19 protein-coding genes and 1 rRNA gene are annotated in these 24,032 nt (G+C 71.6%); 4 read left to right on the plus strand and 16 right to left on the minus strand.

The window, feature by feature from the left end; genetic code table 11:
• From AW270_RS16945 to argC, 11 genes are all read right to left on the minus strand, one after another.
• Positions 1-315 (minus strand): 16S ribosomal RNA (locus AW270_RS16945); the annotation flags it as partial.
• Positions 316-770: 455 nt separating this feature from the next.
• On the minus strand, positions 771-1,547 hold the full coding sequence (locus tag AW270_RS16950) for a tetratricopeptide repeat protein (RefSeq protein WP_061295317.1): 777 nt from the start codon (positions 1,545-1,547) through the stop codon (positions 771-773).
• 86 nt (positions 1,548-1,633) lie between these two features.
• Positions 1,634-2,893, minus strand: coding sequence for a tyrosine--tRNA ligase (gene tyrS, locus AW270_RS16955; protein ID WP_061295318.1), 1,260 nt, complete (start codon positions 2,891-2,893; stop codon positions 1,634-1,636).
• Positions 2,894-2,975: 82 nt separating this feature from the next.
• Positions 2,976-3,584, minus strand: coding sequence for a DNA-3-methyladenine glycosylase (locus AW270_RS16960; protein ID WP_061295319.1), 609 nt, complete (start codon positions 3,582-3,584; stop codon positions 2,976-2,978).
• Entirely contained in the window at positions 3,566-4,963 is a 1,398-nt protein-coding gene (gene argH / locus AW270_RS16965; protein ID WP_061296119.1) for an argininosuccinate lyase, read from the minus strand. Before argH ends, AW270_RS16960 begins: the two co-directional genes overlap by 19 nt.
• A gap of 83 nt (positions 4,964-5,046) precedes the next feature.
• Positions 5,047-5,562: an arginine repressor gene (locus AW270_RS16970; protein WP_061295320.1), complete on the minus strand. Its 516-nt coding sequence runs from the start codon at positions 5,560-5,562 to the stop codon at positions 5,047-5,049.
• Positions 5,559-6,476 carry an ornithine carbamoyltransferase gene (argF, locus tag AW270_RS16975; RefSeq protein ID WP_061295321.1) on the minus strand — a complete coding sequence of 306 codons (918 nt, stop codon included), beginning with the start codon at positions 6,474-6,476 and terminating at the stop codon, positions 5,559-5,561. The genes AW270_RS16970 and argF overlap by 4 nt, the downstream gene beginning before the upstream one ends.
• Positions 6,469-7,641 carry an acetylornithine transaminase gene (locus AW270_RS16980; protein ID WP_061295322.1) on the minus strand — a complete coding sequence of 391 codons (1,173 nt, stop codon included), beginning with the start codon at positions 7,639-7,641 and terminating at the stop codon, positions 6,469-6,471. The genes argF and AW270_RS16980 overlap by 8 nt, the downstream gene beginning before the upstream one ends.
• A complete protein-coding gene (gene argB, locus AW270_RS16985; protein ID WP_061295323.1) occupies positions 7,638-8,525 on the minus strand; it encodes an acetylglutamate kinase in 888 nt (295 codons plus the stop codon). The genes AW270_RS16980 and argB overlap by 4 nt, the downstream gene beginning before the upstream one ends.
• A complete protein-coding gene (argJ, locus tag AW270_RS16990; RefSeq protein ID WP_061295324.1) occupies positions 8,522-9,673 on the minus strand; it encodes a bifunctional glutamate N-acetyltransferase/amino-acid acetyltransferase ArgJ in 1,152 nt (383 codons plus the stop codon). The genes argB and argJ overlap by 4 nt, the downstream gene beginning before the upstream one ends.
• Before the next feature lie 31 nt (positions 9,674-9,704).
• The gene (gene argC / locus AW270_RS16995; RefSeq protein WP_439649061.1) at positions 9,705-10,748 is read right to left on the minus strand and encodes an N-acetyl-gamma-glutamyl-phosphate reductase; all 1,044 of its coding nucleotides are present in this window, start codon (positions 10,746-10,748) and stop codon (positions 9,705-9,707) included.
• Between the two features lie 161 nt (positions 10,749-10,909).
• On the opposite strand from argC, the gene AW270_RS17000 reads away from it, so the two are divergent.
• The 3 genes from AW270_RS17000 to AW270_RS17010 all read left to right on the plus strand — a co-directional run bounded on the left by AW270_RS17000 (position 10,910) and on the right by AW270_RS17010 (position 14,295).
• Positions 10,910-12,544 (plus strand): class I adenylate-forming enzyme family protein, encoded by a 1,635-nt coding sequence (locus AW270_RS17000; protein ID WP_061295325.1) that lies wholly within the window; start codon positions 10,910-10,912, stop codon positions 12,542-12,544.
• 62 nt (positions 12,545-12,606) lie between these two features.
• Positions 12,607-12,954 carry a nuclear transport factor 2 family protein gene (locus AW270_RS17005; protein WP_061295326.1) on the plus strand — a complete coding sequence of 116 codons (348 nt, stop codon included), beginning with the start codon at positions 12,607-12,609 and terminating at the stop codon, positions 12,952-12,954.
• A 45-nt stretch (positions 12,955-12,999) separates the two neighbouring features.
• Positions 13,000-14,295 (plus strand): MFS transporter, encoded by a 1,296-nt coding sequence (locus tag AW270_RS17010; protein ID WP_245674736.1) that lies wholly within the window; start codon positions 13,000-13,002, stop codon positions 14,293-14,295.
• 74 nt (positions 14,296-14,369) lie between these two features.
• On the opposite strand, the gene AW270_RS17015 is transcribed toward AW270_RS17010, so the two are convergent.
• Positions 14,370-15,434, minus strand: a complete 1,065-nt coding sequence (locus tag AW270_RS17015) for a helix-turn-helix domain-containing protein (protein WP_061295327.1) — start codon at positions 15,432-15,434, stop codon at positions 14,370-14,372.
• 116 nt (positions 15,435-15,550) lie between these two features.
• On the opposite strand from AW270_RS17015, the gene AW270_RS17020 reads away from it, so the two are divergent.
• Entirely contained in the window at positions 15,551-16,012 is a 462-nt protein-coding gene (locus tag AW270_RS17020) for a hypothetical protein (protein ID WP_061295328.1), read from the plus strand.
• Between the two features lie 6 nt (positions 16,013-16,018).
• Here AW270_RS17020 and AW270_RS17025 read toward each other — a convergent pair whose 3' ends face one another.
• The 4 genes from AW270_RS17025 to pheS form a co-directional block, all read right to left on the minus strand.
• A complete protein-coding gene (locus AW270_RS17025) occupies positions 16,019-18,052 on the minus strand; it encodes an ATP-binding protein (RefSeq protein ID WP_061295329.1) in 2,034 nt (677 codons plus the stop codon).
• Complete coding sequence (locus AW270_RS17030) at positions 18,049-19,845, minus strand: ATP-binding protein (RefSeq protein ID WP_061295330.1); 1,797 nt, start codon at positions 19,843-19,845, stop codon at positions 18,049-18,051. The genes AW270_RS17025 and AW270_RS17030 overlap by 4 nt, the downstream gene beginning before the upstream one ends.
• Positions 19,846-20,262: 417 nt before the next feature.
• Complete coding sequence (locus AW270_RS17035; RefSeq protein WP_061295331.1) at positions 20,263-22,815, minus strand: phenylalanine--tRNA ligase subunit beta; 2,553 nt, start codon at positions 22,813-22,815, stop codon at positions 20,263-20,265.
• On the minus strand, positions 22,815-23,951 hold the full coding sequence (gene pheS, locus AW270_RS17040) for a phenylalanine--tRNA ligase subunit alpha (RefSeq protein ID WP_439649062.1): 1,137 nt from the start codon (positions 23,949-23,951) through the stop codon (positions 22,815-22,817). The genes AW270_RS17035 and pheS overlap by 1 nt, the downstream gene beginning before the upstream one ends.
• Positions 23,952-24,032: the final 81 nt, after the last annotated feature.

A 24,032-nucleotide genomic window follows, 5' to 3' on the forward strand; every position in this document is an offset into this window, starting at 1 on the left:
GTCCCAGTGTGGCCGGTCGCCCTCTCAGGCCGGCTACCCGTCGTCGCCTTGGTAGGCCACTACCCCACCAACAAGCTGATAGGCCGCGAGCCCATCCCTGACCGAAAAAACTTTCCACACCCATCCGATGCCGGAAGATGTCGTATCCGGTATTAGACCCAGTTTCCCAGGCTTATCCCAGAGTCAGGGGCAGGTTACTCACGTGTTACTCACCCGTTCGCCGCTCGAGTACCCCGAAGGGCCTTTCCGCTCGACTTGCATGTGTTAAGCACGCCGCCAGCGTTCGTCCTGAGCCAGGATCAAACTCTCCAAAAGATGTCTTCAGAGATGTTCTCCCAGCCAACATTCGTCATGAATGTCAACCAAAGGAATCCGTCATCAAATGACGGGGTTGTGCATCATGCACTGGCTTTTAGCACACTGTTGAGTTCTCAAGAAACGCACACGTCTGCCCACAGATACTTGCTGGGCGGTGATTCAACTTTACCGCAGTTCCCGATCGGATCTGACCGGAGCGGACCGCGCCGTTTCTGGCGCAACCCTTCAAGCTTAGCTCTTCATCTCGTCCGTGTCCAGTCGCCGTTTCCGGCTGATCGAACTCGGTGGGATGTCCCTGGGTTCCGGCGCTGCCGTGTTCCCGGGGCGAAGAGAACATTAGGCAACGGGGAACCTCGCGTCAAATCAGCGTTCACGCGGCGTTTCCGCAGGTCAGAGCGGCCTTTTAAGGCGCCCATGACTCCCGGGACACGGGACTGTTACCCGCATCACATTCAGGCGACTCTGAGTTCCTCGGCTTTGGCCAGGTCGGCGGAGGCGTCCCGGGCGGAGTCGGCGGCCTGGTAGACCTCCGCGCGGACCTCGTACACCTCGGGAGAGTGCGGGGAGAGGGCGGCGGCGAGGAAGCAGTCGGCGAGTGCCGTGAGCGGTTCGCCGAGCGCGAGGTTGGCGCGGGCGCGGAGCAGATGCACGCGGTGGGGGGCTGTGGCGGGCTGGCCAGCGAAGCCGAAGAAGCCGCTTCGGCCGGTGGCGATGACCTCGTCGCAGGCGGCCACCGCGCGGGCCGCCTCGCCCAGGATGAGCAGGCATTCCGCCCGGTCGAGCCGCGCGTCGCCGTCGTAGGACTCGGCGAAGGTCGACACGTCGAAGTCGGCCAGGGCGTCGGCGGGCCGGCCGAGGGCCAGGAAGACCCGGCCGCGGACGGCGTGCACGCTGATGTAGGTCGGGTCGAGGAGCAGGGCGCGTTCGGTGTCGGCCCACGCGCCGTCGAGGTCGCCGCTGAGGCAGCGGGGCATCGCGCGGGCGGTGTAGCCGGCCGCCGTCAGGCGGGTGGCCAGGGACTCCGTGGCGGCGATCTCCGCCTGGGCGTGGTCGCCGAGGCGGCACAGGAGCACCGCGCGGCGGCAGTGGGCCGCCGCCAGGTCCTCCTCGGAGAGGTCTCCGGCCACGGCCTGGTCCAGCTCCGCGAGGGCGGAGCGGTGATCACGGTCGGTTCCGAAGGCGATGCCGCGGCGCGGCCGCGACGGTCCCGCCACATCACTGTCGAACATGTGCTCACCTATCGTCGCTGGTGGGGAGGGGTGCAGCAACGATAGGCCGGAGCGTTCAGAACTTCTGTGTACGAATTCACACAGGACTAGACGAGCTCGACGCCCCCCAGCGTCTTCTTGCCGCGCCGGAGCACCAGGAAGCGCCCGTGCAGCAGGTCGTCCGACGTCGGGACGTAGTCCTCGTCGGTGACCTTGGCGTTGTTGAGGTAGGCCCCGCCCTCCTTGATGGCGCGCCGGGCCTCCGACTTCGACTTGGCGAGGCCGCTTTCGGCCAGGAGGTCGACGTAGGACGTGCCGAGAGAGGCGGTGGCCTTGGGGACCTCGGACAGGGCGGCGGCGAGCGTCGCGGCGTCGAGATCCTGGATCGAGCCCTGCCCGAACAGGGCCTTGGACGCCTCGATGGCGCGGGTGACCTCGTCGGCGCCGTGGACCATCGTGGTCAGTTCCTCGGCCAGCGCGCGCTGCGCCACACGGGCGAACGGGCGCTCCTCGACCGCCTTCGCCAGTTCCTCGATGCGTTCGCGGTCGAGGAAGGTGAAGACCTTGAGGAAGCGGATCACGTCGCGGTCGTCGGCGTTCAGCCAGTATTGGTAGAACGCGTAGGGCGAGGTCAGCGCCGGGTCGAGCCAGATGGAGCCACCGGCGGTCTTGCCGAACTTGGTGCCGTCGGCCTTGGTGATCAGCTTGCCGGTGTAGGCGTGGGTGTGGGCACCCTCGACGCGCCGGATCAGGTCGGTCCCGGCGGTGATGTTGCCCCACTGGTCGCTGCCGCCGACCTGGAGGGTGCAGCCGTTGCGGCGGTAGAGCTCCAGGTAGTCGTTGGCCTGAAGGATCTGGTAGCTGAACTCGGTGTAGCTGAGGCCCTCGCCGGCCAGCCGGGCCGAGACGGACTCGCGGCCGAGCATGCGGTTCACCGGGAAGTGCTTGCCGATGTCGCGCAGGAAGCCGATCGCCGACATCTCGGAGGTCCAGTCGAGGTTGGAGACCACCTGGGCGGCGTTGTCGCCCTCGAAGGACAGGAACCGCTCAAGCTGGACGCGGATCCGGCTCACCCAGTCGGCCACGACGTCTTCGCTGTTCAGAGACCGTTCGGTGCTCCGCCCCGAGGGGTCGCCGATGAGGCCGGTGGCACCGCCGACCAGGCCGATCGGCTTGTGGCCGGCCCGCTGGAAGCGGGTCAGGATGAGCAGGGTCGCCAGGTTGCCGACGTGAAGCGACGGAGCCGTCGGGTCGAACCCCGAATAGACCGTGACCGGGCCGTCGGCCAGCGCCTTGCGCAGCGCTTCGACGTCGGTGGTCTGCGCGGTCACATCGCGCCATTCGAGCTCATCGAGGATGTCGGTCACGGTTCCTGGCTTTCGCGTGAATAGGGCTGGTCGCCAAAACCCTATCGGCCGGTACGACACCGCGTCGCCACCATAAGCGCCGTCAGCGACGGCGCGGCACGTGGGGCCGGTAGGGCGACACCGTCGGGTCGCCGTCGAGCCAGAACCGCCAGGGGACGTCGGCCCCGGTGGAGACTCCCGTTCTCGGCCCTTCCATCACCTTCTCCGGTGAGATGCCCGAACCCTCGTGGACGCGGATGTCTCCGGAGACGCAGTCCTCGCCGTTGTGCTCCCGTCCGAAGCCCATGGCCACCGCCAGCCGGGCGGGTCCGCGCGCCAGGTCGCGGGGCTTCACGTCGGGGCCGCGCCGTTCCCGTGCCACGTCGAGGCCGGCGACGATCTCCCCCGCCCGCAGCAGCACCCCCGAACCCGTTCCCGGCGGCAGGCAGGTGAGGTTGGCGCAGTAGTGCATCCCGTACGTGAAATAGACGTAGAGATGCCCCGGCGGCCCGAACATGACCGCGTTGCGCGGGGTCATGCCCCGGTAGGTGTGCGAGGCGGGGTCCTGGCCGGGCAGGCCGTAGGCCTCGGTCTCGGTGAGGCGGACCGCGACCGGCCCATGGACGACCACCCTCCCCAGCAGGGAAGGGGCCACCTCATGGGCCGGCCGGTCGAAGAAGGACCGGTCGAGCGTCAGGCCCCAGTCGCCCATGCGGCCTGGCCGTCGACGAGCTCACGTAGAGCGGCGAGCTGGTCGCGGACCCGGTCGGGGGCGGTGCCGCCGTGGGCCTTGCGGGCGGCGAGGGCGCCGGGCACGTTCAGCACGTCGCGCACGTCGGGCGTGAAGTGCGGGGAGACCTTGAGGAGCTCCTCGTCGGTCAGGTCGCCGAGGTCCTTGTCGTTGACCTGGCACCACACGACGAGGTGGCCGACGGCCTCGTGGGCGTCGCGGAACGCCACGCCCTTGCGGACCAGCAGCTCGGCCAGGTCGGTGGCGAGGGCGAACCCGTCGGGCGCGCTCGACTCCAGGCGGGAGGTGTTGACCCGCATCGTGGAGACCAGGCCCGCCATCGCGGGCAGCACCAGGTTGAGGGTGTCGACCGCGTCGAACACGGGCTCCTTGTCTTCCTGGAGGTCCCGGTTGTAGGTGAGCGGCAGGCCCTTCAGCGTGGTCAGCATCGTCATCAGCGCGCCGATGAGACGCCCCGACTTGCCGCGCGCGAGCTCGGCGACGTCGGGGTTCTTCTTCTGGGGCATGATCGACGAGCCGGTCGAGTAGGCGTCGTCCATCTCGATCCAGCGGAACTCCTGCGAGGCCCACAGGACGATCTCCTCGCCCAGCCGCGACAGGTGGATGCCGATCATCGCAGCGTCGAAGAGGAACTCGGCGGCGAAGTCGCGGTCGGCGACGGCGTCCATCGAGTTGGGCGCGGCCGAGTCGAAGCCCAGCTCCGCCGCCACGGCGATCGGGTCGAGCGGCAGCGAGGAACCGGCCAGCGCGCCCGAGCCCAGCGGGGAGACGGCCGCGCGCCTGTCCCAGTCGCGCAGGCGGTCGATGTCGCGGGTCAGCGGGTGGACGTGGGCCAGCAGCTGGTGGCCGAAGGAGACCGGCTGGGCGTGCTGGAGATGGGTCATGCCGGGGGCGGCCGTGTCGGCGTGCTCCTCGGCCTGGCTCATCAGCGCGGTCTCCAGCTCCACGACGCGGGACACGATGGTCCGCACGTGGTCGCGCAGGTAGAGGCGCAGGTCGGTGGCGATCTGGTCGTTGCGGGAGCGTCCGGCGCGGAGCTTGCCGCCGAGGCTGCCGAGGCGTTCGAGCAGACCGCGTTCGAGAGCGGTGTGGACGTCTTCGTCGGCGACCGTGGGCCGGAAGTCGCCGGCCTTGCAGGCGGCCTCCAGGTCGTCGATCGCGGCCAGCATCCTGCCCAGCTCGTCGTTGGTGAGCAGACCGGCCCGGTTCAGCACGCGGGCGTGGGCGCGGGACGCCATCAGGTCATAGGGCACCAAGCGCCAGTCGAAGTGAACGCTCACCGACAGGCGGGTCAGCGCGTCGGCCGGCCCCCCTTCGAAACGGCCACCCCACAGCCGCATCGGCTTCCGTTCCGAGCTCACCGCAAACGCCCACCCTTCGAATACGTTCGTGTCCAATCGGCGACCTTAGCCGATGGTGATGCCTACTGGTCCTTGTTGCGGGCGGTCAGGCGCAAGAACGCCGCCGCCAGGGCTTCGCCGCCCAGCGGATCCCGGCTGATCACCAGGATCGTGTCGTCTCCGGCGACCGTGCCGAGGACCGAGTGCCAGCCCGCGTGGTCGATCGCGGAGGCGAGGAACTGCGCCGCACCGGGAGGGGTGCGGAGGATGAGCAGGTTCGCCGACGCCTCGGCCGACACGAGGAGTTCCTCGGCGTGGCGGCGCAGCCGGGCCTCCGGCTGCTCGGCGAACGTGTCGGTCCGGTAGATGGGGATGCGGCCGCCGCCCTCGCCCGGGACCGCGTAGACCAGGGTCCCGTCGTCGGTGCGGAGCTTCAGCGCCCCCAGTTCGTCGAGGTCGCGCGACAGGGTCGCCTGGGTGACCTCGACGCCGCTCTCGGCCAGCAGGCGGGCCAGTTCGGGCTGCGACCTGACCTTGTTGCGGGTCAGCAGCTCGACGATCTTGGCGTGCCGGGCGGCCTTGGTGAGCGGGATCGTCATCGGGTGACCAGCCAGTGGAGCAGGGCCTTCTGGGCGTGGAGGCGGTTCTCGGCCTCGTCCCAGACGGCGCTGCGCGGCCCGTCGAGGACGTCGGCGGAGATCTCCAGGCCCCGGTAGGCGGGCAGGCAGTGCAGCACGATCGCCTCGGGCGCCGCGACGGCGAGCAGCTCCGCGTTGAGCCGGTAGGGGGTCAGGGCGGCGACCCGCGCGTCCTTGCCGTCCTGGCCCATGCTGACCCAGGTGTCGGTGGCGAGCACGTCGGCCGACGTGGCGGCGGCCAGCGGGTCGGTGAGGACCTCGACCGAGCCGCCCGTCCGCGCCGCGATCCGCCTCGCGTCGTCGACCACCGAGGTCAGCGGCGTGTACTCCGGGGGCGTCGCGATCCGCACGTGCATCCCGGCCGTGGCGCCGCCCAGCAGGTAGGAGTGGGCCATGTTGTTGGCGCCGTCGCCGAAGTAGGCGATCGTGATCCCGGTGAGGCCGCCCCGGCGTTCGCGGACGGTGAGCAGGTCGGCGAGGACCTGGCACGGGTGGAACTCGTCGGTCAGCGCGTTCACCACGGGGACCTGGCTGGCCGAGGCCATCGCCTCGACGCGCTCCTGCCCGGCGGTCCGCCACACGATCGCCGAGCACAGGCGGTCGAGCACCCGGGCGGTGTCCTCGATCGGTTCGCCGCGGCCCATCTGGGAGGTGCCCAGGTCCATGATCAGCGGGTTGCCGCCGAGTTCGGCGATGCCGACCGCGAAGGAGATGCGGGTGCGGGTGGACGGCTTGTCGAACAGGACCGCGACCGTCTGGGGGCCCTCGAAGGGGCGGTGGCCGTAGCGGTCCTTCTTCATGGCCTCGGCCAGGTCGAGGACCTCGGCCTGCTCGGCGGGCGACAGGTCGTCGTCCCGCAGGAAGTGTCTAGCCATCTGCGGCCTCATCCAGGATCGACGGGAACGCGGTCAGGAAGGTCTGGACCTGCGCTGAGGTGATCACGAGCGGCGGCGCGAGCCGGATCGCGTCGGGTTGTACGGCGTTGACCAGGAATCCGGCCCGCTGCGCGGCGGCCTGGACCTGGGCGCCCCTGTCTTCGGTGAGAACGGCGGCGAGCCACAGTCCCCTTCCCCGGACCCCCTTGAGCAGGGGGTGGGAGATCGCTTCGAGTCCGGCGCGCAGTTCGGCCGCGACCGCCTGGACGTGGGCCAGGTCGACGTTGTCCAGGACGGCCAGCGCCGCCGCGCACGACACGGGGTTGCCGCCGAAGGTCGAGCCGTGGTCGCCCTTGGCGAAGATCGTCCCGGCCGGGCCGAAGCCGACGCACGCGCCGATCGGGAGGCCGCCGCCCAGGCCCTTGGCCAGGGTGAGGATGTCGGGCAGGTAGCCGTCGGACTGGTGGGCGAACCAGTGGCCGGTCCGGCCGATGGCCGACTGGATCTCGTCGGCGACCAGCAGCGCGCCCGCCGCCGACGTGATCTCGCGCGCCCTGGCCATGTAGCCGTCGGGCGGCGGGACCACTCCCGCCTCGCCCTGCGTGGGCTCCAGGAACACCGCGGCGCAGTCGCCGTCGACGGCTTCGGCCAGGGCGTCGGCGTCGCCGTACGGGACGAAGCGGACGTCGAGCGGGAACGGCCCGAACTGGTCGCGGATCGACGGCTTGCCGGTCAGCGACAGCGCGCCGAGGGTGCGGCCGTGGAAGCCCATCTCGGCGGCGACGAAGTAGCCGCGGCCGGTGGACTTGCCGTATTTGATGGCGAGTTTCAGCGCCGCCTCGTTGGCCTCGGTGCCCGAGTTGGCCAGGAAGACCTTCGCGGGCGCCCCGAGCAGGCCGAGCAGCTTCTCGGCGAGTTCGACCTCGCGCGGGTGGACGATCAGGTTCGAGGTGTGCGCCAGCGTCGCGACCTGCCGGGAGACCGCCTCGACGAGCGCGGGGTGGGCGTGGCCGAGCGAGCTGACCGCGATGCCGCCGAACATGTCGAGGTACTCGGTGCCGTCGGCGCCCCAGACCACCGAGCCCTCGCCGCGCTCCAGCGCGACCGGGGGCACGCCGTAGTTGGGCATGAACGCCGTCTCGTACCGGTCGAACAGGCTGGTCATTCGATGTCTCCTTCGACTTCGTCCGGGACGACCAGGGTGCCGATGCCCTCATCGGTGAAGATCTCACGCAGCAGCACGTGGGGCTGCCGGCCGTCGACCACCTGGGCCCAGGGCACTCCCCCCTGAACGGCGCGCAGGCAGGCCTCCATCTTGGGGACCATGCCGCTGGACAACCCGGGCAGCATCGCGGCCAGCTCCGTGGCGGAGATCCGGCGGATGACCTTGTCGCTGGCGGGCCAGTCGGCGTACAGGCCCTCGACGTCGGTGAGGACCACCAGCTTGACCGCCGGGAGCGCGGTCGCGAGCGCGGCGGCCGCGGTGTCGGCGTTGACGTTGTAGATCTGCCCGTCTTCGCCGCGGGCGATCGAGGACACTACCGGGATGCGGCCGTCGTACACGAGGTTACGGACCGTGGCCGCGTTGACCTTGACGATCTCGCCGACCTGGCCGATGTCGACCGGCAGGCCGTCGACGACCGCGTGCTTGCGGACGGCGGTGAACAGGTGGGCGTCCTCGCCGGACATGCCGACCGCGAACGGGCCGTGCCGGTTGATCAGCCCCACGATGTCACGGTTGACCTGCCCGACGAGCACCATCCGGACGACCTTCATGGCCTCGGGCGTGGTGACCCTGAGCCCGGCGGTGAAGTGGGACGCGATGCCGTGCAGGTCGAGTGCGGCGTTGATCTGCGGGCCGCCGCCGTGCACGATCACCGGGCGCATCCCCGCGTAGCGCAGGAACATGACGTCGTCGGCGAACTTCTCCCGCAGGCTCTCGTCGGTCATGGCGTTGCCGCCGTACTTGATCACGACGACCGCGCCCTGGTGACGGGCCAGCCACGGCAGCGCCTCGATCAGCGCCTCGGACTTCTGCAGCGGGTTCACGAGCTGTACGCCGAGTTCTCGTGGACGTACGCGGCCGTCAGGTCGGTCGTGTGGATGGTCGCGGAGTGGGGCCCGGCCGACAGGTCGGCGGTGACGTGGATGTCGCGCGGGCGCAGGTCGACCTTGGAGCGGTCGTCGCCGGCCGCGCCGCCCCGGCAGATCCAGATCCCGTTGATCGCGACGTTGAGCCGGTCGGGCTCGAACTCGGCCTGGGTGGTGCCGATCGCCGACAGGACGCGGCCCCAGTTGGGGTCCTCGCCGTGCATGGCGCACTTGAACAGGTTGCTGCGGGCGACGGCCCGGCCGACCTCGACGGCGTCGGCGACGGAGGCGGCTCCGACGACCTCGATCGCGATGGCCTTGGAGGCGCCCTCGGCGTCGAGGAGCAGCTGGCGGGCCAGGTCGGCGCAGACCTCGGTGAGGCGCTTGGTGAACTCGGCCAGGTCGGGCTTGACGCCGGAGGCGCCGCTGGCCATCAGGATCACGGTGTCGTTGGTGGACATGCAGCCGTCGGCGTCGAGCCGGTCGAAGGTGACCTCGGTCGCGGCGCGCAGCGCGGTGTCGCACTCCTCGGAGGTGAGGTCGGCGTCGGTGGTCAGCACCGACAGCATCGTGGCCAGCGCCGGGGCCAGCATGCCGGCGCCCTTGGCCATGCCGCCGACCATGTAGCCGGCGCCGCGGCGGAAGGCGATCTTGCTGACCGTGTCGGTCGTGCGGATCGCGTCGGCCGCCGCCACGCCGCCGTCGCGCGACAGCTGCCCGGCCGCGTCGACGACGCCGCCGAGCAGCGCGTCCATCGGGAGGCGCTCGCCGATGAGCCCGGTGGAGCAGACCAGGATCTCGCCGGCCGAGTCGCCGATGACCTCGGCGACCTTCTCGGCGGTGGCGTGGGTGTCCTGGAACCCGGCGGGGCCGTTGCAGGCGTTGGCGCCGCCGGAGTTGAGCACCACGGCCTTGACCCGGCCGCCGCTGACGACCTGCTCCGACCAGACGACCGGGGCGGCCTTCACGCGGTTGCGGGTGAACACGGCCGCCGCCGCGCGCGAGGGTCCGTCGTTGACGACGAGGGCGAGGTCGCGGTGCTCACCGGGCTTGATGCCGGCGTTGATCCCGGTGGCCCGGAATCCCAGGGGGGCGGTCACGCTCATGACGAGGTCTCCTCATCTCCAGAACCGGACATCACGGACTCACCCCGGCGACGGGGAGGCCGAGCTCTTCGGGCAGGCCGAGCGCGAGGTTGGCGCTCTGGATCGCGCCGCCCGCCGTGCCCTTGGTGAGGTTGTCGATCGCCGCGAGCGCCACGATCCTCCCGGCCCGCTGGTCGAGCGTGACCTGGAGGGCGGCGGTGTTGGCGCCCAGGGTCATCGCGGTCGACGGCCACACGCCCTCGGGCAGCAGCGTCAGGAACGGCTCGTCGCGCACGGCCTCCTCATAGGCCTCCCGCAGCGACTCCGGGGTGGTGCCCGGCGCGGCCGGCACGACACAGGTGGCCAGGATGCCGCGCGGCATGGGCGCGAGGGTGGGCGTGAACGAGACCGTGACCGGCCGGCCGGCGACGGCGGAGAGGTTCTGCTCCATCTCCGGGGTGTGCCGGTGGACGCCGCCGACGCCGTAGGCGCTGACCGCGCCCATGACCTCGCTGCCGAGCAGGTTGGTCTTGGGCGACTTCCCGGCCCCGGAGGTGCCGCTCGCGGCGACGACCACGACGTCGGGCTCGGCGAGGCCGGCCGCGAAGGCGGGGAACAGCGCCAGCGTGGCGGTGGTCGGGTAGCAGCCGGGCACGGCGACGCGCTTGCTCTTGGCGAGCCTCTCGCGCTGGCCGGGCAGCTCGGGCAGGCCGTAGGGCCAGGTTCCGGCGTGGTCGCCGCCGTAGAATTCGGTCCAGGCCGAGGGGTCGGTGAGCCGGAAGTCGGCGCCGCAGTCGACGATCAGGGTGTCGTCGCCGAGCTGGGCCGCCAGGGCGGCCGACTCGCCGTGGGGCAGGGCCAGGAAGACGACGTCGTGGCCGGCGAGGGTCTCGCGGGTGGTCCGCTCGATGACGCGCCCGGCCAGCGGGACGAGATGGGGCTGGTGGGAGCCCAGGCGGGTGCCCGCGCTCGACGCCGCGGTGACCGCGCCGATCTCGATCTCCGGATGGCCCAGGAGCAGCCGGAGCAACTCGCCTCCGGCGTATCCGCTGGCCCCGGCGATGGCCGCCTTCATCCCGCCCCCCATGGTTTGCATGTTCATGCAGTAGTCCACATTTTCTTGCTTCCTGAAGATTATGCATCGGCCGACATGATCATGCAAGCCGGGGTCCGTTGTGCGAGATGACACCGAACCACTTCGAACGTTGTGAGGGAGTCGCTTGGATCCGTACCTACCGGTCGGTATCGTGACGTCTCGTGACGATCTCGCATGACCAGGCGCAGGCGGCGCTGACCGCCCCGGGGCAGCTCTTCGAGATGACGGAGACCTCCGGCGGTGTCCGGATCTGGCGGCACGCCCCGGCCACGTTCCGGGCCATGCTGGAGACCACCGCCTTCCACGGCGACAAGACCTTCGTCGTGTACGAGGACGAGCGCCTCACCTACGCCGAGTTCTTCCGCGCCACCGCGACGCTCGCCCACGCGCTGCGCGACGTCTTCGGCGTCCGGAAGGGCGACCGGGTGGCCATCGCGATGCGCAACTACCCGGAGTGGATCGTCTCGTTCTCGGCCGTGCTGTCCATCGGCGCGGTCGCGGTGCCGCTGAACGCGTGGTGGACGGCCTCGGAACTGGATCACGCCCTGACCGACTCCGGCGCGCTGCTGGCCATCACCGACGGGGAGCGGGCCGAGAGGATGTCCGGCCTGCCGCTGATCGTCACGCGCCGGGGATCCTTCGAGGGCGGGCACGACTGGGACTCCTTCGAGCCGAAGACCACGCTCCCCCCGGTCGACCTCTCCCCCGACGACCCGGCGACGATCTTCTACACGTCCGGCACGACCGGCCGGTCGAAGGGCGCGCTCGGCAGTCACCGCAACCTCGGCCAGGCGCCGATGACGGTGGCGTACGCGATCACGCGGGGCGTCGTCATGTCCGGGAAGGACCCGGCCGAAACCGCCGGCCAGCGCCGCGTCACCCTGCTCACCGTGCCGCTGTTCCACGTCACCGGCTGTTTCGCGGTGCTGATGACGACCATGTTCACCGGCGGCGGGCTGGTGCTGATGTACAAGTGGGACCCGGGCCGCGCACTGGAGCTCATCGAACGCGAACGGGTGACGACGATGAGCGGGGTGCCCACCAACGCCTGGCAGCTGATCTCCCACCCCTCCCTCGCCAAGCACGACATCTCCTCGCTGACCGCCGTCTCCTACGGCGGCGCCCCCGCCCCGCCGAAGCTGCTGGAGCGGATCAACGAACTGCTCCCGGACCGCGCTCCGACCAACGGCTACGGCATGACCGAGACGACCGCGCTGGCGATCTACAACAGCGGCCGCGAGTACGCCGCGCACCCCGACAGCATCGGCCGCCCGCTCGCGGTGATGGACGTGAAGATCTGCGACCCGACCGGCGTGGAGCTGCCCCGGGGCGAGGTCGGCGAGCTGTGCCTGCGCGGGCCGATCGTGATCATGGGCTACTGGAACCGGCCCGACGCGACCGCCGAGACGATCGTGGACGGCTGGCTGCACACCGGCGACCTGGCCAGGATCGACGACGAGGGGTTCGTCTACATCGTCGACCGGGCCAAGGACATGGTGATCAGGGGCGGCGAGAACGTCTACTGCGCCGAGGTCGAGGCCGCCCTGTTCGAACACCCCGCGATCGACGACGCGGCCGTGATCGGCATCCCCGACGACGAGCTCGGCGAGCAGGTCGGCGCGGTGGTCCGGATCACCAGCCCGGTGACGGCCGGGGATCTCCAGGCGTTCCTGCGGACCCGGCTGGCCGAGTTCAAGATCCCGGTGCGGTTCTGGTTCCACGAGGAGGAACTGCCCCGCAACCCGGGCGGCAAGATCCTCAAGACGGTGCTCCGCCGGCATGTACTCGGGAGGTAATCGACGGCCCGCACCCTCCGGTGGAACCGTGAGGCCATCCCGACGAGGAAGGACCTCACGACATGACCGACTACACCGCCATCGTGGACCGCAGCCTGACCGCCTGGAACGAGACCGACGCCGAGGCCCGCGCCAAGGCCGTCGCGGCGTCGTGGACCGAGACCGCCCGCTTCGCCGACCCCCTCGCCGACCTGACCGGCCACGACCAGATCAGCGCCTTCATCGGCCAGGTCCACCAGCGGTTCCCCGGCCTGCCGCTGAGGCGCGGCGAGATCCTCGACGGCCACCACGACACGGTACGGTTCACCTGGACCCTCGGCCCCGAGGGCGGTGAGCCGGTGGTGCGGGGCTACGACGTGCTGGTCCTCGACGGCGACCGGATCGCGCTGCAGCTCGGCTTCTTCGACTGAAAACCGGTTGCAAAGCTTTCGGGGAATCGGCCAATCTGGCCGTTCGTGGTCAAAAGTTCGCTCGCCTTCCTCCGACGCCTGAAGATGGACGTCAGCCCCCTGCGCTCCTCCCGCGACTTCCGCCTGTTGCTGGGATCGGCCTCGGTCACCATGGTCGGGGCGTTCATCACCCTGGTCGCGGTGCCCTACCAGATGAAGGAGCTCACCGGCTCCTACCTCGCGGTCGGCCTGGTGAGCGTGGCCGAGTTCGTCCCAATGGTCGTCTGCGGACTGTGGGGCGGCGCCATCGCCGACTCGATGGACCGCCGCAAGATCATCATCACCACGGAGATCGGCCTCTGCCTGACCGCCGTCCTGCTGATGGTCAACGCCCTCCTCCCGAACCCCCAGATCTGGGTTCTGTACGTGGTGGGCGCCCTCACCGCCGGTCTGTACAGCGTGCGGGGGCCGAGCGAGCAGGCCGTGATCAACCAGGTGCTCAAGCTGGAGCAGATGGGCGCCGCGTTCGCCCTCCAGGGCCTGGTCCGCAGCGTGGGCGGCATCGCGGGCCCGGCGCTGGGCGGCCTGATCGTCGTGTCGTTCGGCGTGGCCCCGTCCTACGGCGTCAACGTGGCGACGTTCCTGATCTCGCTGATCATGCTGTTCCGGGTGGCCCCGATGGCCCGCCGGAGCGAGGTCACCCAGCCGGCGTCCCTGGCCTCGCTCGTCGAGGGGGTCAGGTACGCCGTCCGCCGCCCCGACCTGATGGGCACCTACGTGGTCGACATCGCGGCCATGTTCTTCGCCATGTCGAACGCGCTCTACCCGTTCATGGCCGAGCAGTTCGGCGGCGGGCACGAGCAGATCGCCCTCGGCCTGCTGTACGCCTCGGCCGGGATCGGCTCGGTGCTCGCCTCGGTGACCTCGGGGTGGACCGCCCACGTCCACCGCCACGGGCTGGCGGTGATCGTCGCGGCGCTGCTGTGGGGCGCGGCCGTCGCGGTGGCCTCGGTGATGCCCAACATCTGGCTGATGATCGTCTTCCTGACCTTGGCGGGCGGGGCGGACATGATCAGCGGCATCTTCCGGGGGACCATCTGGAACCAGACCATCCCCGACGAATACCGGGGCCGGCTGGCCGGGATCGAGCTGCTGTCCTACTCGACCGGCCCGATGCTCGGCAACGCGCGGGCCAGCGCGATGGCCGAGTACGGCGGGGCCCGCTTCTCCCTGGGCGCGGGCGGCCTGCTGTGCATGGGCGGCGTCCTGGCCATGGCCGCGATCCTGCCGAAGTTCCGCAAGTACGACGCCCGCACCGACGAGTACGCCGAGGCGCAGCGCGTGGCGCGGGCCTCGGTCTGACAGGTCTGAGGGGTCTGACAGGTCCGGCATGCCGCGGACGACGAGACCGCTCGACGCCGCGGATCGTGCGCTGTTCAGCAGCCGGTCAGACCGGCGGCGACGTCGGCCCGCAGGGCCTGGGCCAGCCGGTCGCCGGGCCAGCGGCGGAGGTCCTGGCCGAACAGGCGGAGCTCGGCGAACGCGGCGGCCGAGCCGCTGCGACGGGCCATGTCGAGACCGGCCTTGACCACCTCTTCCGCCTGTTCCAGGTCACCCAGGTCCAGGTGGGCCCGCGCCAGTCGCGCGCCCAGCAGGCCTCGGGCGCGGTGGCCGTCGGCCGGGGTGGTCGCGAGGGCGGCGCTCAGCCGGGTGACGGCTTCAGCGGCGCGGCCCAGGTCGAACATGGCCCAGCCGCCGGTGGCCGCCGCCTCGTCGGCGACCGTCGAGGGGCCGATGGGGAAGGGGTCCGGATCTCCGGGCGGCCGGGCCAGCAACGCCGCGCCGAGATCCAGGGCGGCCTCGGCCTCGCGCGCCGCAGCGGTCAGGGCCAGCGCCTTCGCCTCGGCCAGCGCGGCCAGGCCCCGGACGCGAGGTGACACTCTCCGGTTCGCCCTGACCTCGGCGGCCAGTTCGGCGGACCGGCGGGGGTCGGGCAGCAGGAGTTCGGCCCGGCGCACCAGGGCGTAGGCGTGGAGGTCGCGGGCGCCGCCCCGGCGGGCCAGCGTCGTGGTGGACCTGATCAGGGTCAGCGCTCCGGCGGTGTCGCCGGACTCCTGGGCCATCCAGCTCGCGTACTCGGTCAGGTGGGCCGCCACGCGGGCGTCGCCGAGGGTGGCGACGGCGCCGTGGACCATGCTCAGCACCATCCGGGCCGGATGGCGGCGGCCGAGTTCCCTGAGGCGGAGCAGGGCGTCGCCGTAGGCCGCCGGGTCGGTGATCAGGGGCGTGGCCGGTTCGCGGTCGCGGGTGGCCGCCGCCTTGAGCGCGCCCCCGGCGCCCAGCAGGCTGTCGAGGTGACCGGCGACCTCCGGGCTGGGGCGGCGTTCACCCGATTCGAGGCGGCTCAGATAGGACTTGGAGCAGCTCGACTCCCGGGCCAGGACGTTCAGCGATTTTCCCGCGCCGTTCCGGTAAACGCGCAGTTTCTCGCCGAAGGTCATCGCGCTCCCCCGAGGGTTGCCCATTTGGCAGGAGTCAACCTGGCAACCCGTCCGCGTTCCTGACCGGCCCGGCAAACTCTGTTCAAGCGTGACAGAAATCCTCACGGGGAGGCCAGATGAATCCCGTCCTGCTCCAGGAGATCATTCACGACGCGCGGCCGATCTCCGATGTCGCGGTGGGGCGCGAAGGCGAGATCTTCACCGGTGACCTGCCCGATGACCAGCCGCTCTCCCGGGTTCGCGGCTGCGCTTTCGGGGTGGCCGCGCCGGAGGACGACGCGCGGTACGCCGCCTCGCACATGCCCAGGAACACGGTTTTCGCCGACCGGGGATGGCTGTATTCGATTCAGACCGGCCGGGGCCGGGCCTACACGCTGTTCGCGTATTTCGACGGGCACGGATATCAGGTCAGCGTGGTCGCCCCGCGGCTCGACGGGTTCGTCGGGGCGCACCTCTGTCCCGACGGCCGCATTCGCATCAACGCGGAACTGGGGTCGCTGGAGGTGGCATATGCGCGATCGGTTCTCTGGGCGGCCGGAATGGACGCCGTGCTGGCCGGATACGCGTTTCCCTTTTGATCACCGTCAGGACAGGCGTTCTCTGACCTCCTCCACGGACGCCGCGAACCCCTCTTCGAAGGCCCTCTCGTAGCCCGCGTCGCCCAGCACCAGGCGGGCGCGTTCCGCCGTGGCCACCCTGGGCGCGGCCAGTTCGTCGGAGCCCATCGCGGTGAGGCCGAAGGTCAGCCACAGGCGTTCGGCCGCGCCGTGCATCCACGCCGCCGACCCCGCCTCGCCCCGCGCCATCGCCACCGTCGCGAGGTGGTCGGCGCCCATGGCGACGCCCAGCACGTCGTTGAGCCGCCACTTCACCGCGAGCAGTTCACGCCCGGCGGCGTCGGCGCCCTCGACATCGCCCCGGGCCAGCATGAGCTGGGAGCGGAACAGGTCGCCGAAGGCGCGCATCCAGATCTCGCCCTTGCGGCGCGACTTGGCGTGCATGTCCTGCAGGACGCCCCATGCGCGTTCGACGTCGCCCAGGAAGATGAAGGCCATCGCCTGGCCGCCGTCGATCACCAGGTCGTCGATCGTGTCGGCCGCCCCGGCGGCGGCGAGGTGAACGCGGGCCTCGTGCATGATCTCCTCGACCTTGTGGGGGGCTCCGCTGAACAGGCGCACCCCGCCGAGGCGAACCAGGGCGTGGCCCATCGCCTCCTCGTCGCCGATGCGGCGGGCCTCGGCCAGGGCCTGCTGGGAGCTGCGCTCGGCCAGGCCCATGTCGCCCTGGAAGACGGTGATCCAGCCGAGGACCCACAGCGCCCGCGCGTAGGACGACCCCTCGCGGGGGCCGTTGGCCAGGGCGCGTTCGACGTAGTAGCGGCCCTCGCGCATCTGGCCGAGGGCGCCCCAGATGATCCAGCACGACGACACCAGGTCGAGGCAGGCGGTGCCGCCGTGGCCGATGCCGTAGTCGAGGGCGAGGCGGATCTCGGCCAGGTCGGCGTCGGCCCAGTCGGCCCATTCGAGCTGGTTCGGGCCGTACCACTCGCGGTCGAGCCGCTCGGCCATGGCCCGGTAGTGGGCCAGGTGGGCGCTGCGCATCACGCGCTCCTCGCCCAGTTCGCACAGCCACTCGTGGCCGTATTCGCGGATGCCGTCGAGCAGCCGGTGGCGGTCGCCGGTGCGGGTGACGATCGACTTGCGGACCAGCTCGGCCAGCACGGACGCCACGTCGGGGAGCCGGTCGTCGGCGCAGACGGCCTGCGCGGTCTGCTCGCGGAACGATCCGGCGAACACCGACAGGCGGGCCCACAGCAGGCGTTCCTCCGGGGTGCAGAGCTCGTGGCTCCAGCCGACGGCGGTCCGGAAGCTGCGGTGGCGGGCGGGGCCGCCCCGGTATCCGGCGGTGAGCAGGTCGAAGGGGTCGGTCAGCCGGTCGGCCAGTTCCTCGGCGGACAGGGCGTGGAGGTGACCGGCGGCCAGTTCGATGCCGAGGGGGATGCCGTCGAGGCGGCGGCACAGCCGGCCGACCGCCATGAGCGCGCTCTCCCCCGTCTGCCAGCCCGGCACCCGGTCGCGGGCCCGTTCGACGAACAGGCGCACGGCGTCGTAGCCCAGCAGGTCGTCGGATTCCGGCTCGGGCCGGGCGAAGGGCGCGACCTCCAGCAGCCTCTCCCCCGGCACGTCGAGCGGCACCCTGCTGGTGGCCAGCACCCGCAGCCCGGGGGCCACGGCGAGCAGGCCGTCGACGAGCGTGGCGCACGGGGCGACCAGGTGTTCGCAGGTGTCCAGGACGAGCAGCAGCCGCTTCCCGGCCAGGTATTCGGCCAGCACCTGCTCGTAGGGGCGGGTCGACTGCTCCCGCAGCCCCAGCGCGCGGGCGACGACGCTGCCCAGCAGGTTGGGGTCCTGCTCGGGGGACAGCTCGGCGAACCAGGCGCCGTCGGGGTAGGCGTCGGCGATGTCGGCGGCGGCCCGCAACGCGATGCGGGTCTTGCCGACGCCGGGCGGGCCGGTCACGGTGACCAGGCGCGACTCGGCCAGCAGCCCGGCCAGCCGGTCGAGCTCGTCTTTGCGTCCGATGAAACTGCTGGTCTCGGCGGGCAGGCTGCCGGTCACCAGACCTCCCTCTTCGCGTCCGGTGACTCGTCCGGTGACTCCTCCAGGGCCAGCGCCACCGCGTCGTCGAGGCCCAGGCCGGCGGCCGGTGGGATGGCGGGGGCGCGGTCCCTGATCTCGGCCAGCACGGGTGATCGCAGCCCTTCCATGCCGGCCCAGGCCAGGTCGGCGGCGGCCACGAGCGCGCCGTCGCGGGTCAGGACGCCGACGAGTTCGACCCCGGCGGCCTGCGCGGCGGGGTCGCCGAACTGCCGGGCCGTGGTCAGCGCGCCGCGGGCCGAGGTCAGCGCCGCGGACGCGGCGCCCATCAGGTGTTCGGCCTGGGCGAGCAGGTGGTCGAGATGGGACCGGGTCCAGATCTCGCCGGTCGTCACGCACAGCTCGCGGCCCTCGCGCAGGACGGTCGTCGCCCCCGCCAGGTCGCCCATGCGGATCAGGGTCGTGGCGATGACGGTGTAGCTGGGCAGGAAGCCGGGGAACAGGTCGGCGTCTCTGCGGTGGCCCTCACGGGCGTCTCTGATCAGGCGCAGCGCCTCGGGAAAGGCGCCGCGCTGGGCGGCCACCCATGCCGAGACCTGGGTCAGGCGGGCCGGGCCCTGGTTCGCGCAGCAGTAGAGGGCCTCTTCGGCGGCGTCGGGATCGCCCAGGGCGGCATGGAGCCAGGCGGCGGTCCAGAGCGCCTTGTCCTGTTCGGGACCCGGCGAGCCGCCCGCCTCGCGCACCCGGGCGAGCTGGGCGGCGCCCTCTTTCTGGAGGCCGCAGCAGGCCCACAGGAACCACAGGGTGCCGGCGAGGTCCTGGGCGTCGTCGGCCCCCTCGGGGTCGGACAGCCGGGAGTCGAGGGCCTTGATCAGGTTGCCGCGCTCCAGCCGCATGCGCCGGTACCAGCGCAGCTGGCCGCCCTGCCACTCGGCTTCGGCCCGGCGGGCGAGGGTGCGGAAATGATGAAAGTGGCGGTGTTCGGTCGCCTCTCGCTCACCTGCCCTGCTGAGCCACTCGGAGCCGAACGCGCGGACGGTCTCGGGGAGATGAAACCGCACCCTCCCACGGGACTCCGACCTCGTCACCAGTGACCGGTCGACCAGCGCGGCGACGGCCGAGGTCACGTCGTCGTCACCGCAGACGGCCTGGGCCGCCTCCAGGTCGAACCCGCCCTCGAACACCGAGGCCCGCGCCCACACGAGGCGCTCCTCGGGCGTGCACTGCTCGTGGCTCCAGCCGATCGCCGTGCGCATCGTCGCGTGGCGCGGCGGGCCGTCGTGGCCGAGGTCCCAGAGCAGGTCGAGCAGCGGCCCGCCGGACTCGCCGCGTCGGAGCGCCGCCGCCAGCAGCACCAGGGTCAGCGGAAGCCCGTCGACCCGCCGCAGCGTCTCGGGCGGGGCCACCACTCCCAGCCGGCCGAGCAGTTCCTCCCGGTGCCCGGCCGCGAGTTCGCGCAGCGCGACCACCCGCTCCCCCGGCAGCGCCAGGGACTGACGGCAGGTCGCCAGGATCGCCAGGCCGGGATGGCGCTGCAACATCACCCCGATGTACGGCACCAGCAGTTCCAGCACCCGGTCGCATCCGTCGACGACGAGGAACCCGTCTCCGGCCAGCAGCCCGATCTCGGCCAGCGCCGACGGACCCTGGTCGGCGTCGACGACCCGCGCGCCGTGCCGGGCGGCGATGACCCGGGCCAGCGCGGTCTTCCCGGCGCCGGGAGGCCCGGTCAGCGTGACCAGGCGGGTGCGGCGGAAGGCCTCCTCGACCCCCTCGACGTCGGCGTCCCTGCCGACCAGCCCGTCTCCGGACACGACAATCACCTGCCTCCCCTAGGCCGAGCCATCGTAGGCCGGTGACGTCTCCCCCACAGAGAGCTCCCGCCCCTCTGTGGAAAACACCTCTTCCACCCGGGAGTCGTTTTCTCCCTCCGCATGGCAATACCGAAGACGCCGACGCTCCTTCTGCCGGGCGGCTCGACTTAGATAGCTCCCCTTTCCAGTGACCTCGACGCCAGAGGCGATCTCCCCAGGTGGGTGGCTCCGGCTGGTCGGGTGGCGGGGAGGGCGGAGCCGTAACGGAAAGAAGGCCTTTTCCCGAAGACGGCGAGGACCGCTGACACGATGGGGACCGGCGCCATGACGCAATCCGGCGCCGTAGCAGCGAACCGAACGCATCGGCGCAAAGGAAAAGGGCGCCGGATCCCGGCGCCCTTTTCGCTCACATCAGGTTCACACCCCGCGCAGGCGGGCCCCCACTTGCGCGGCGGCCGTCTCGACGGCCGCGTCGCGGGCGGCGGCGATCTCGTCGGCGGTCAGGGTGCGGTCGGGGGCGCGGAAACGCAGGGTGTAGGCGAGGGACTTGTTGCCCTCGCCCGCCTGCGCGCCCTCGTAGACGTCGAACAGGCGCACCGACTCCAGCAGGTCGCCCGCGCCGTCGACCAGCGCGGCCTCGACGGAGGCGACCGGGGTGTCGGCCGGGACGATCAGCGCGACGTCCTGGGTCGCCACCGGGTAGGCGGAGATCGACGGCGTCTGCGCCGGGGCCGGGGCGGCCAGGCGGGACAGTTCGAGCTCCATCGCCGCCGTGCGCCTCGGCAGGCCGTAGGCCTCCACCACGCGCGGGTGGAGCTCACCGGCGTGGCCGACCAGCACGTCGCCCGCGTAGAGGGCGGCGCAGCGGCCGGGGTGCCACGGTTCGTGCTGGTCGGCGCGAATGTCGAGCGACACCCCGGCCTCCCGGGCGATCACGCGGGCGGCCTCGATCGCGTCGGCCCAGGTCGCGGCGCGGCCCTGGCCCCACCAGCCGGACCGTTCGAACTCTCCGGCCAGGACGGCGGCCACCCGCACGGGCTGCTCGGGCAGCGCGGCGGTGAGGACGGCCAGTTCCTCGTCGGTCGGGCGGCGCTCGACCGTGAGGATCGGCGCGGTCTCCGGCGCGTCGGCCCCGGGGCGGTAGACCAGGCCGGTCTCGAACAGCGCGAGGTCGGTGAAGCCCCGGCCCACGTTGCGGACCAGCGTCTTCAGCAGGCCCGGCAGCAGCGTCGTCCGCATGTACGGTTCGTCTTCGCTGAGCGGGTTGACCAGCCGGGTCGCCCGGCGGCGGGCGTCGTCGGCGGGAAGCTGCAGGTGGTCGAGGTCGCGGGCCCCGATGAACGGGTAGGACAGCACCTCGACGTAGCCCGACAGCGCCAGCGCGCGGCCGACCCGCCGGCGCAGGCGCTGCGTCTCGGTCAGGCCCGCCCCGGCCGGAGCGCCCGGCAGCGTGGAGGGCAGCGCGTCGTAGCCCTCCAGCCGGATGACCTCTTCGGCCAGGTCGTTGGGGTCGGTCAGGTCGGGACGCCAGCTCGGCGGGTAGACCGTGATCAGGTCGTCGCCGGTCACGGCCAGCTTCGCGGCCAGGTCGCCGCTGGTCACCACACCGGTGGCGGCCACGCCGCGGCCGCCCTCGGCCGCCTCGGCCACGCCGTCGACGACGCGGCAGCCGACCTGCAGCAGTCGGGCGACCACGGTCTGGCGCGAGTAGGGCACCCCCGCCACCCGCGCCGGGTGGCCCGACGGGATGGTGATCGACACCGGCGCCACGTCGGCCTGCGCGTGGGTCACCCCGGGCTCGGCCACGCCGCCGCCCAATTCGGTGAGGAGCTGGACGGCCCGCCACGACGCGGCCAGCGGCAGCTCGCGGTCGACGCCGCGCTCGAAGCGCTTGGACGCCTCCGACACCAGGTTGTGGCGGCGCGACATGCGGGCGACGCCGGTGGCGGAGAAGTGGGCCGCCTCGATGACGATGTCGGTGGTCGTCGCGGAGATCTCGGTCGACAGCCCGCCCATGGTGCCGGCCAGGCCGATCACGCCCGAGTCGTCGGTGATCAGGATGTCGTCCTCGGCCAGCTCACGGGTGACGTGGTCGAGGGTCTCCAGGCGCTCGCCCGGCTGGGCCCGGCGCACCACGATCCCGCCTTGGACGGTGTTCCTGTCGAAGGCGTGGAGGGGCTGGCCGAGCTCCAGCATCACGTAGTTGGTGACGTCGACGGCCAGCGAGACGGGACGCATCCCGGCCCGCGTCAGCCGCACCCGCATCCACAGCGGCGACTCGGCCGCCGGGTCGAACCCGGAGACGGCCCGCAGGACGAACCGGTCGCAGGCCGTCGGGTCGCCGATCTCGGCCGGGTGGGTGACCCCCTCGGCCACCGGGAGCTCCAGCGCCGCCGGGTCGCGGAACGGCACGCCGAACGCGGTGGCCGCCTCGCGGGCCACGCCGCGGATCGACAGCGCGTAGCCGCAGTCGGGGGTGATCTCCAGTTCGAGCACGTCGTCGCGCAGGCCCAGCAGCCCGACCACGTCGGTGCCGAGCGGGGTGTCGGCGGGCAGCAGCAGGATGCCCGGCGACGACTCGGCGATGCCGAGCTCGGCCTCGGAGCAGATCATGCCGTCGGACAGGCGGCCGTAGGTCTTGCGGGAGGCGATCTCGAAGCCGCCCGGCAGGACCGCGCCGGGCAGCGCGACCGGGACGACCGCGCCGACGGCGAAGTTGGTCGCGCCGCAGACGATCTCGCGCGGCTCGGCCTCGCCGACGTCGACCAGGCAGTGGCGGATCGGCTTCTTGAAGCCGGTCAGCTCCTCGATCTCGATGACCTGGCCCACGACGACGTTCTTGAGGTCGTGACCGTGGGAGGCGATGGCCTCCAGCTTGAGGCCGGCGGCGGTGAGTTTGTCGGCGATCTCGTGTGCGGTGACGGGCGGGAGATCGACGTACTCCCGCAGCCACGAAAGCGGGACCTTCATCAGACCTCCATTCCGAACGGCAGGGTGAAGCGGATGTCGCCTTCGACCATGTCGCGCATGTCTTCTGCGTTGTGGCGGAACATCAGGGTCCGCTCGATGCCCATGCCGAACGCGAACCCGGAGTAGACCGAGGGGTCGACGCCGCAGGCGATCAGCACGCGCGGGTTGACCATGCCGCAGCCGCCCCACTCGATCCAGCCCTCGGACTTGCAGGTCCGGCACGGCGGGTTGCCCGGCAGCGACGAGGCCCCGCGGCAGACGAAGCAGCGCAGGTCCATCTCGGCGGACGGCTCGGTGAACGGGAAGTAGTTGGGCCGGAACCGGGTCGTGATGCCCTCGCCGAACATGACCTCGGCGAACCGGTCGAGCGTGCCCTTCAGGTGGGCCATCGTCAGGCCCTTGTCGATCGCGAGGCCCTCGACCTGGTGGAACACCGGGGTGTGGGTGGCGTCGAGCTCGTCGGTGCGGAACACCTTGCCGGGCGAGATGACGTAGACCGGCAGCGGGCGCTCCAGCAGGGCGCGGATCTGGACCGGCGAGGTCTGGGTGCGCAGCACCTTGCCCGACTTGACCGACTCGACGAAGAAGGTGTCGTGGTCGGAGCGGGCCGGGTGGTCGGGCGCGATGTTCAGCGCGTCGAAGTTGAACCACTCGGCCTCCAGCTCGGGGCCCTCGGCGACCTCGTAGCCCATGGCCACGAAGCAGTCGGCGATGCGCTCCTGGAGCGTGGTCAGCGGGTGGCGGGCCCCGCGCGGCGCGCGGTCCCACGGGAGGGTGACGTCGACGGTCTCCTCGACCAGCACCCGAGCGTCGCGCTCGGCCTCCAGCTCGGTCTGCCGGACGGCCAGCGCCTGGCCGATGGCCTTGCGGGCGGAGCCGATCCGCTTGCCGGCCTCGGCACGGGCGGCCGGCGGCAGCGCGCCGATCTCCCGGTTGGCCAGCGCGATCGGGGACCGGTCGCCGGCGTGGGCCAGCCTGACCTGCTTCAGTTCGTCGAGATCCGCGGCCGAGGAGATGGCGGCGAGGGCATCGGCCTCCGCGCGCGCCAGCTCGTCGGCGTGCAGCGGTGTCACCTCGACCGGGTCGTAATCAGACAAGGGAACTCCGTATCCAGGGCCGGAATGGCGGCCCCTGATTCTATGGGTTGTGTTTGATGGCCGCGCCTCCGGCGCAGCGGGCCAAGCGCTCTGGACCCGGTGTCCTCCTGCGTCGCTCTG

Origin of the sequence: Herbidospora cretacea (genome assembly GCF_001570605.1) — a bacterium.
In the GTDB taxonomy this organism is placed as follows: Bacteria; Actinomycetota; Actinomycetes; order Streptosporangiales; family Streptosporangiaceae; genus Herbidospora; species Herbidospora cretacea.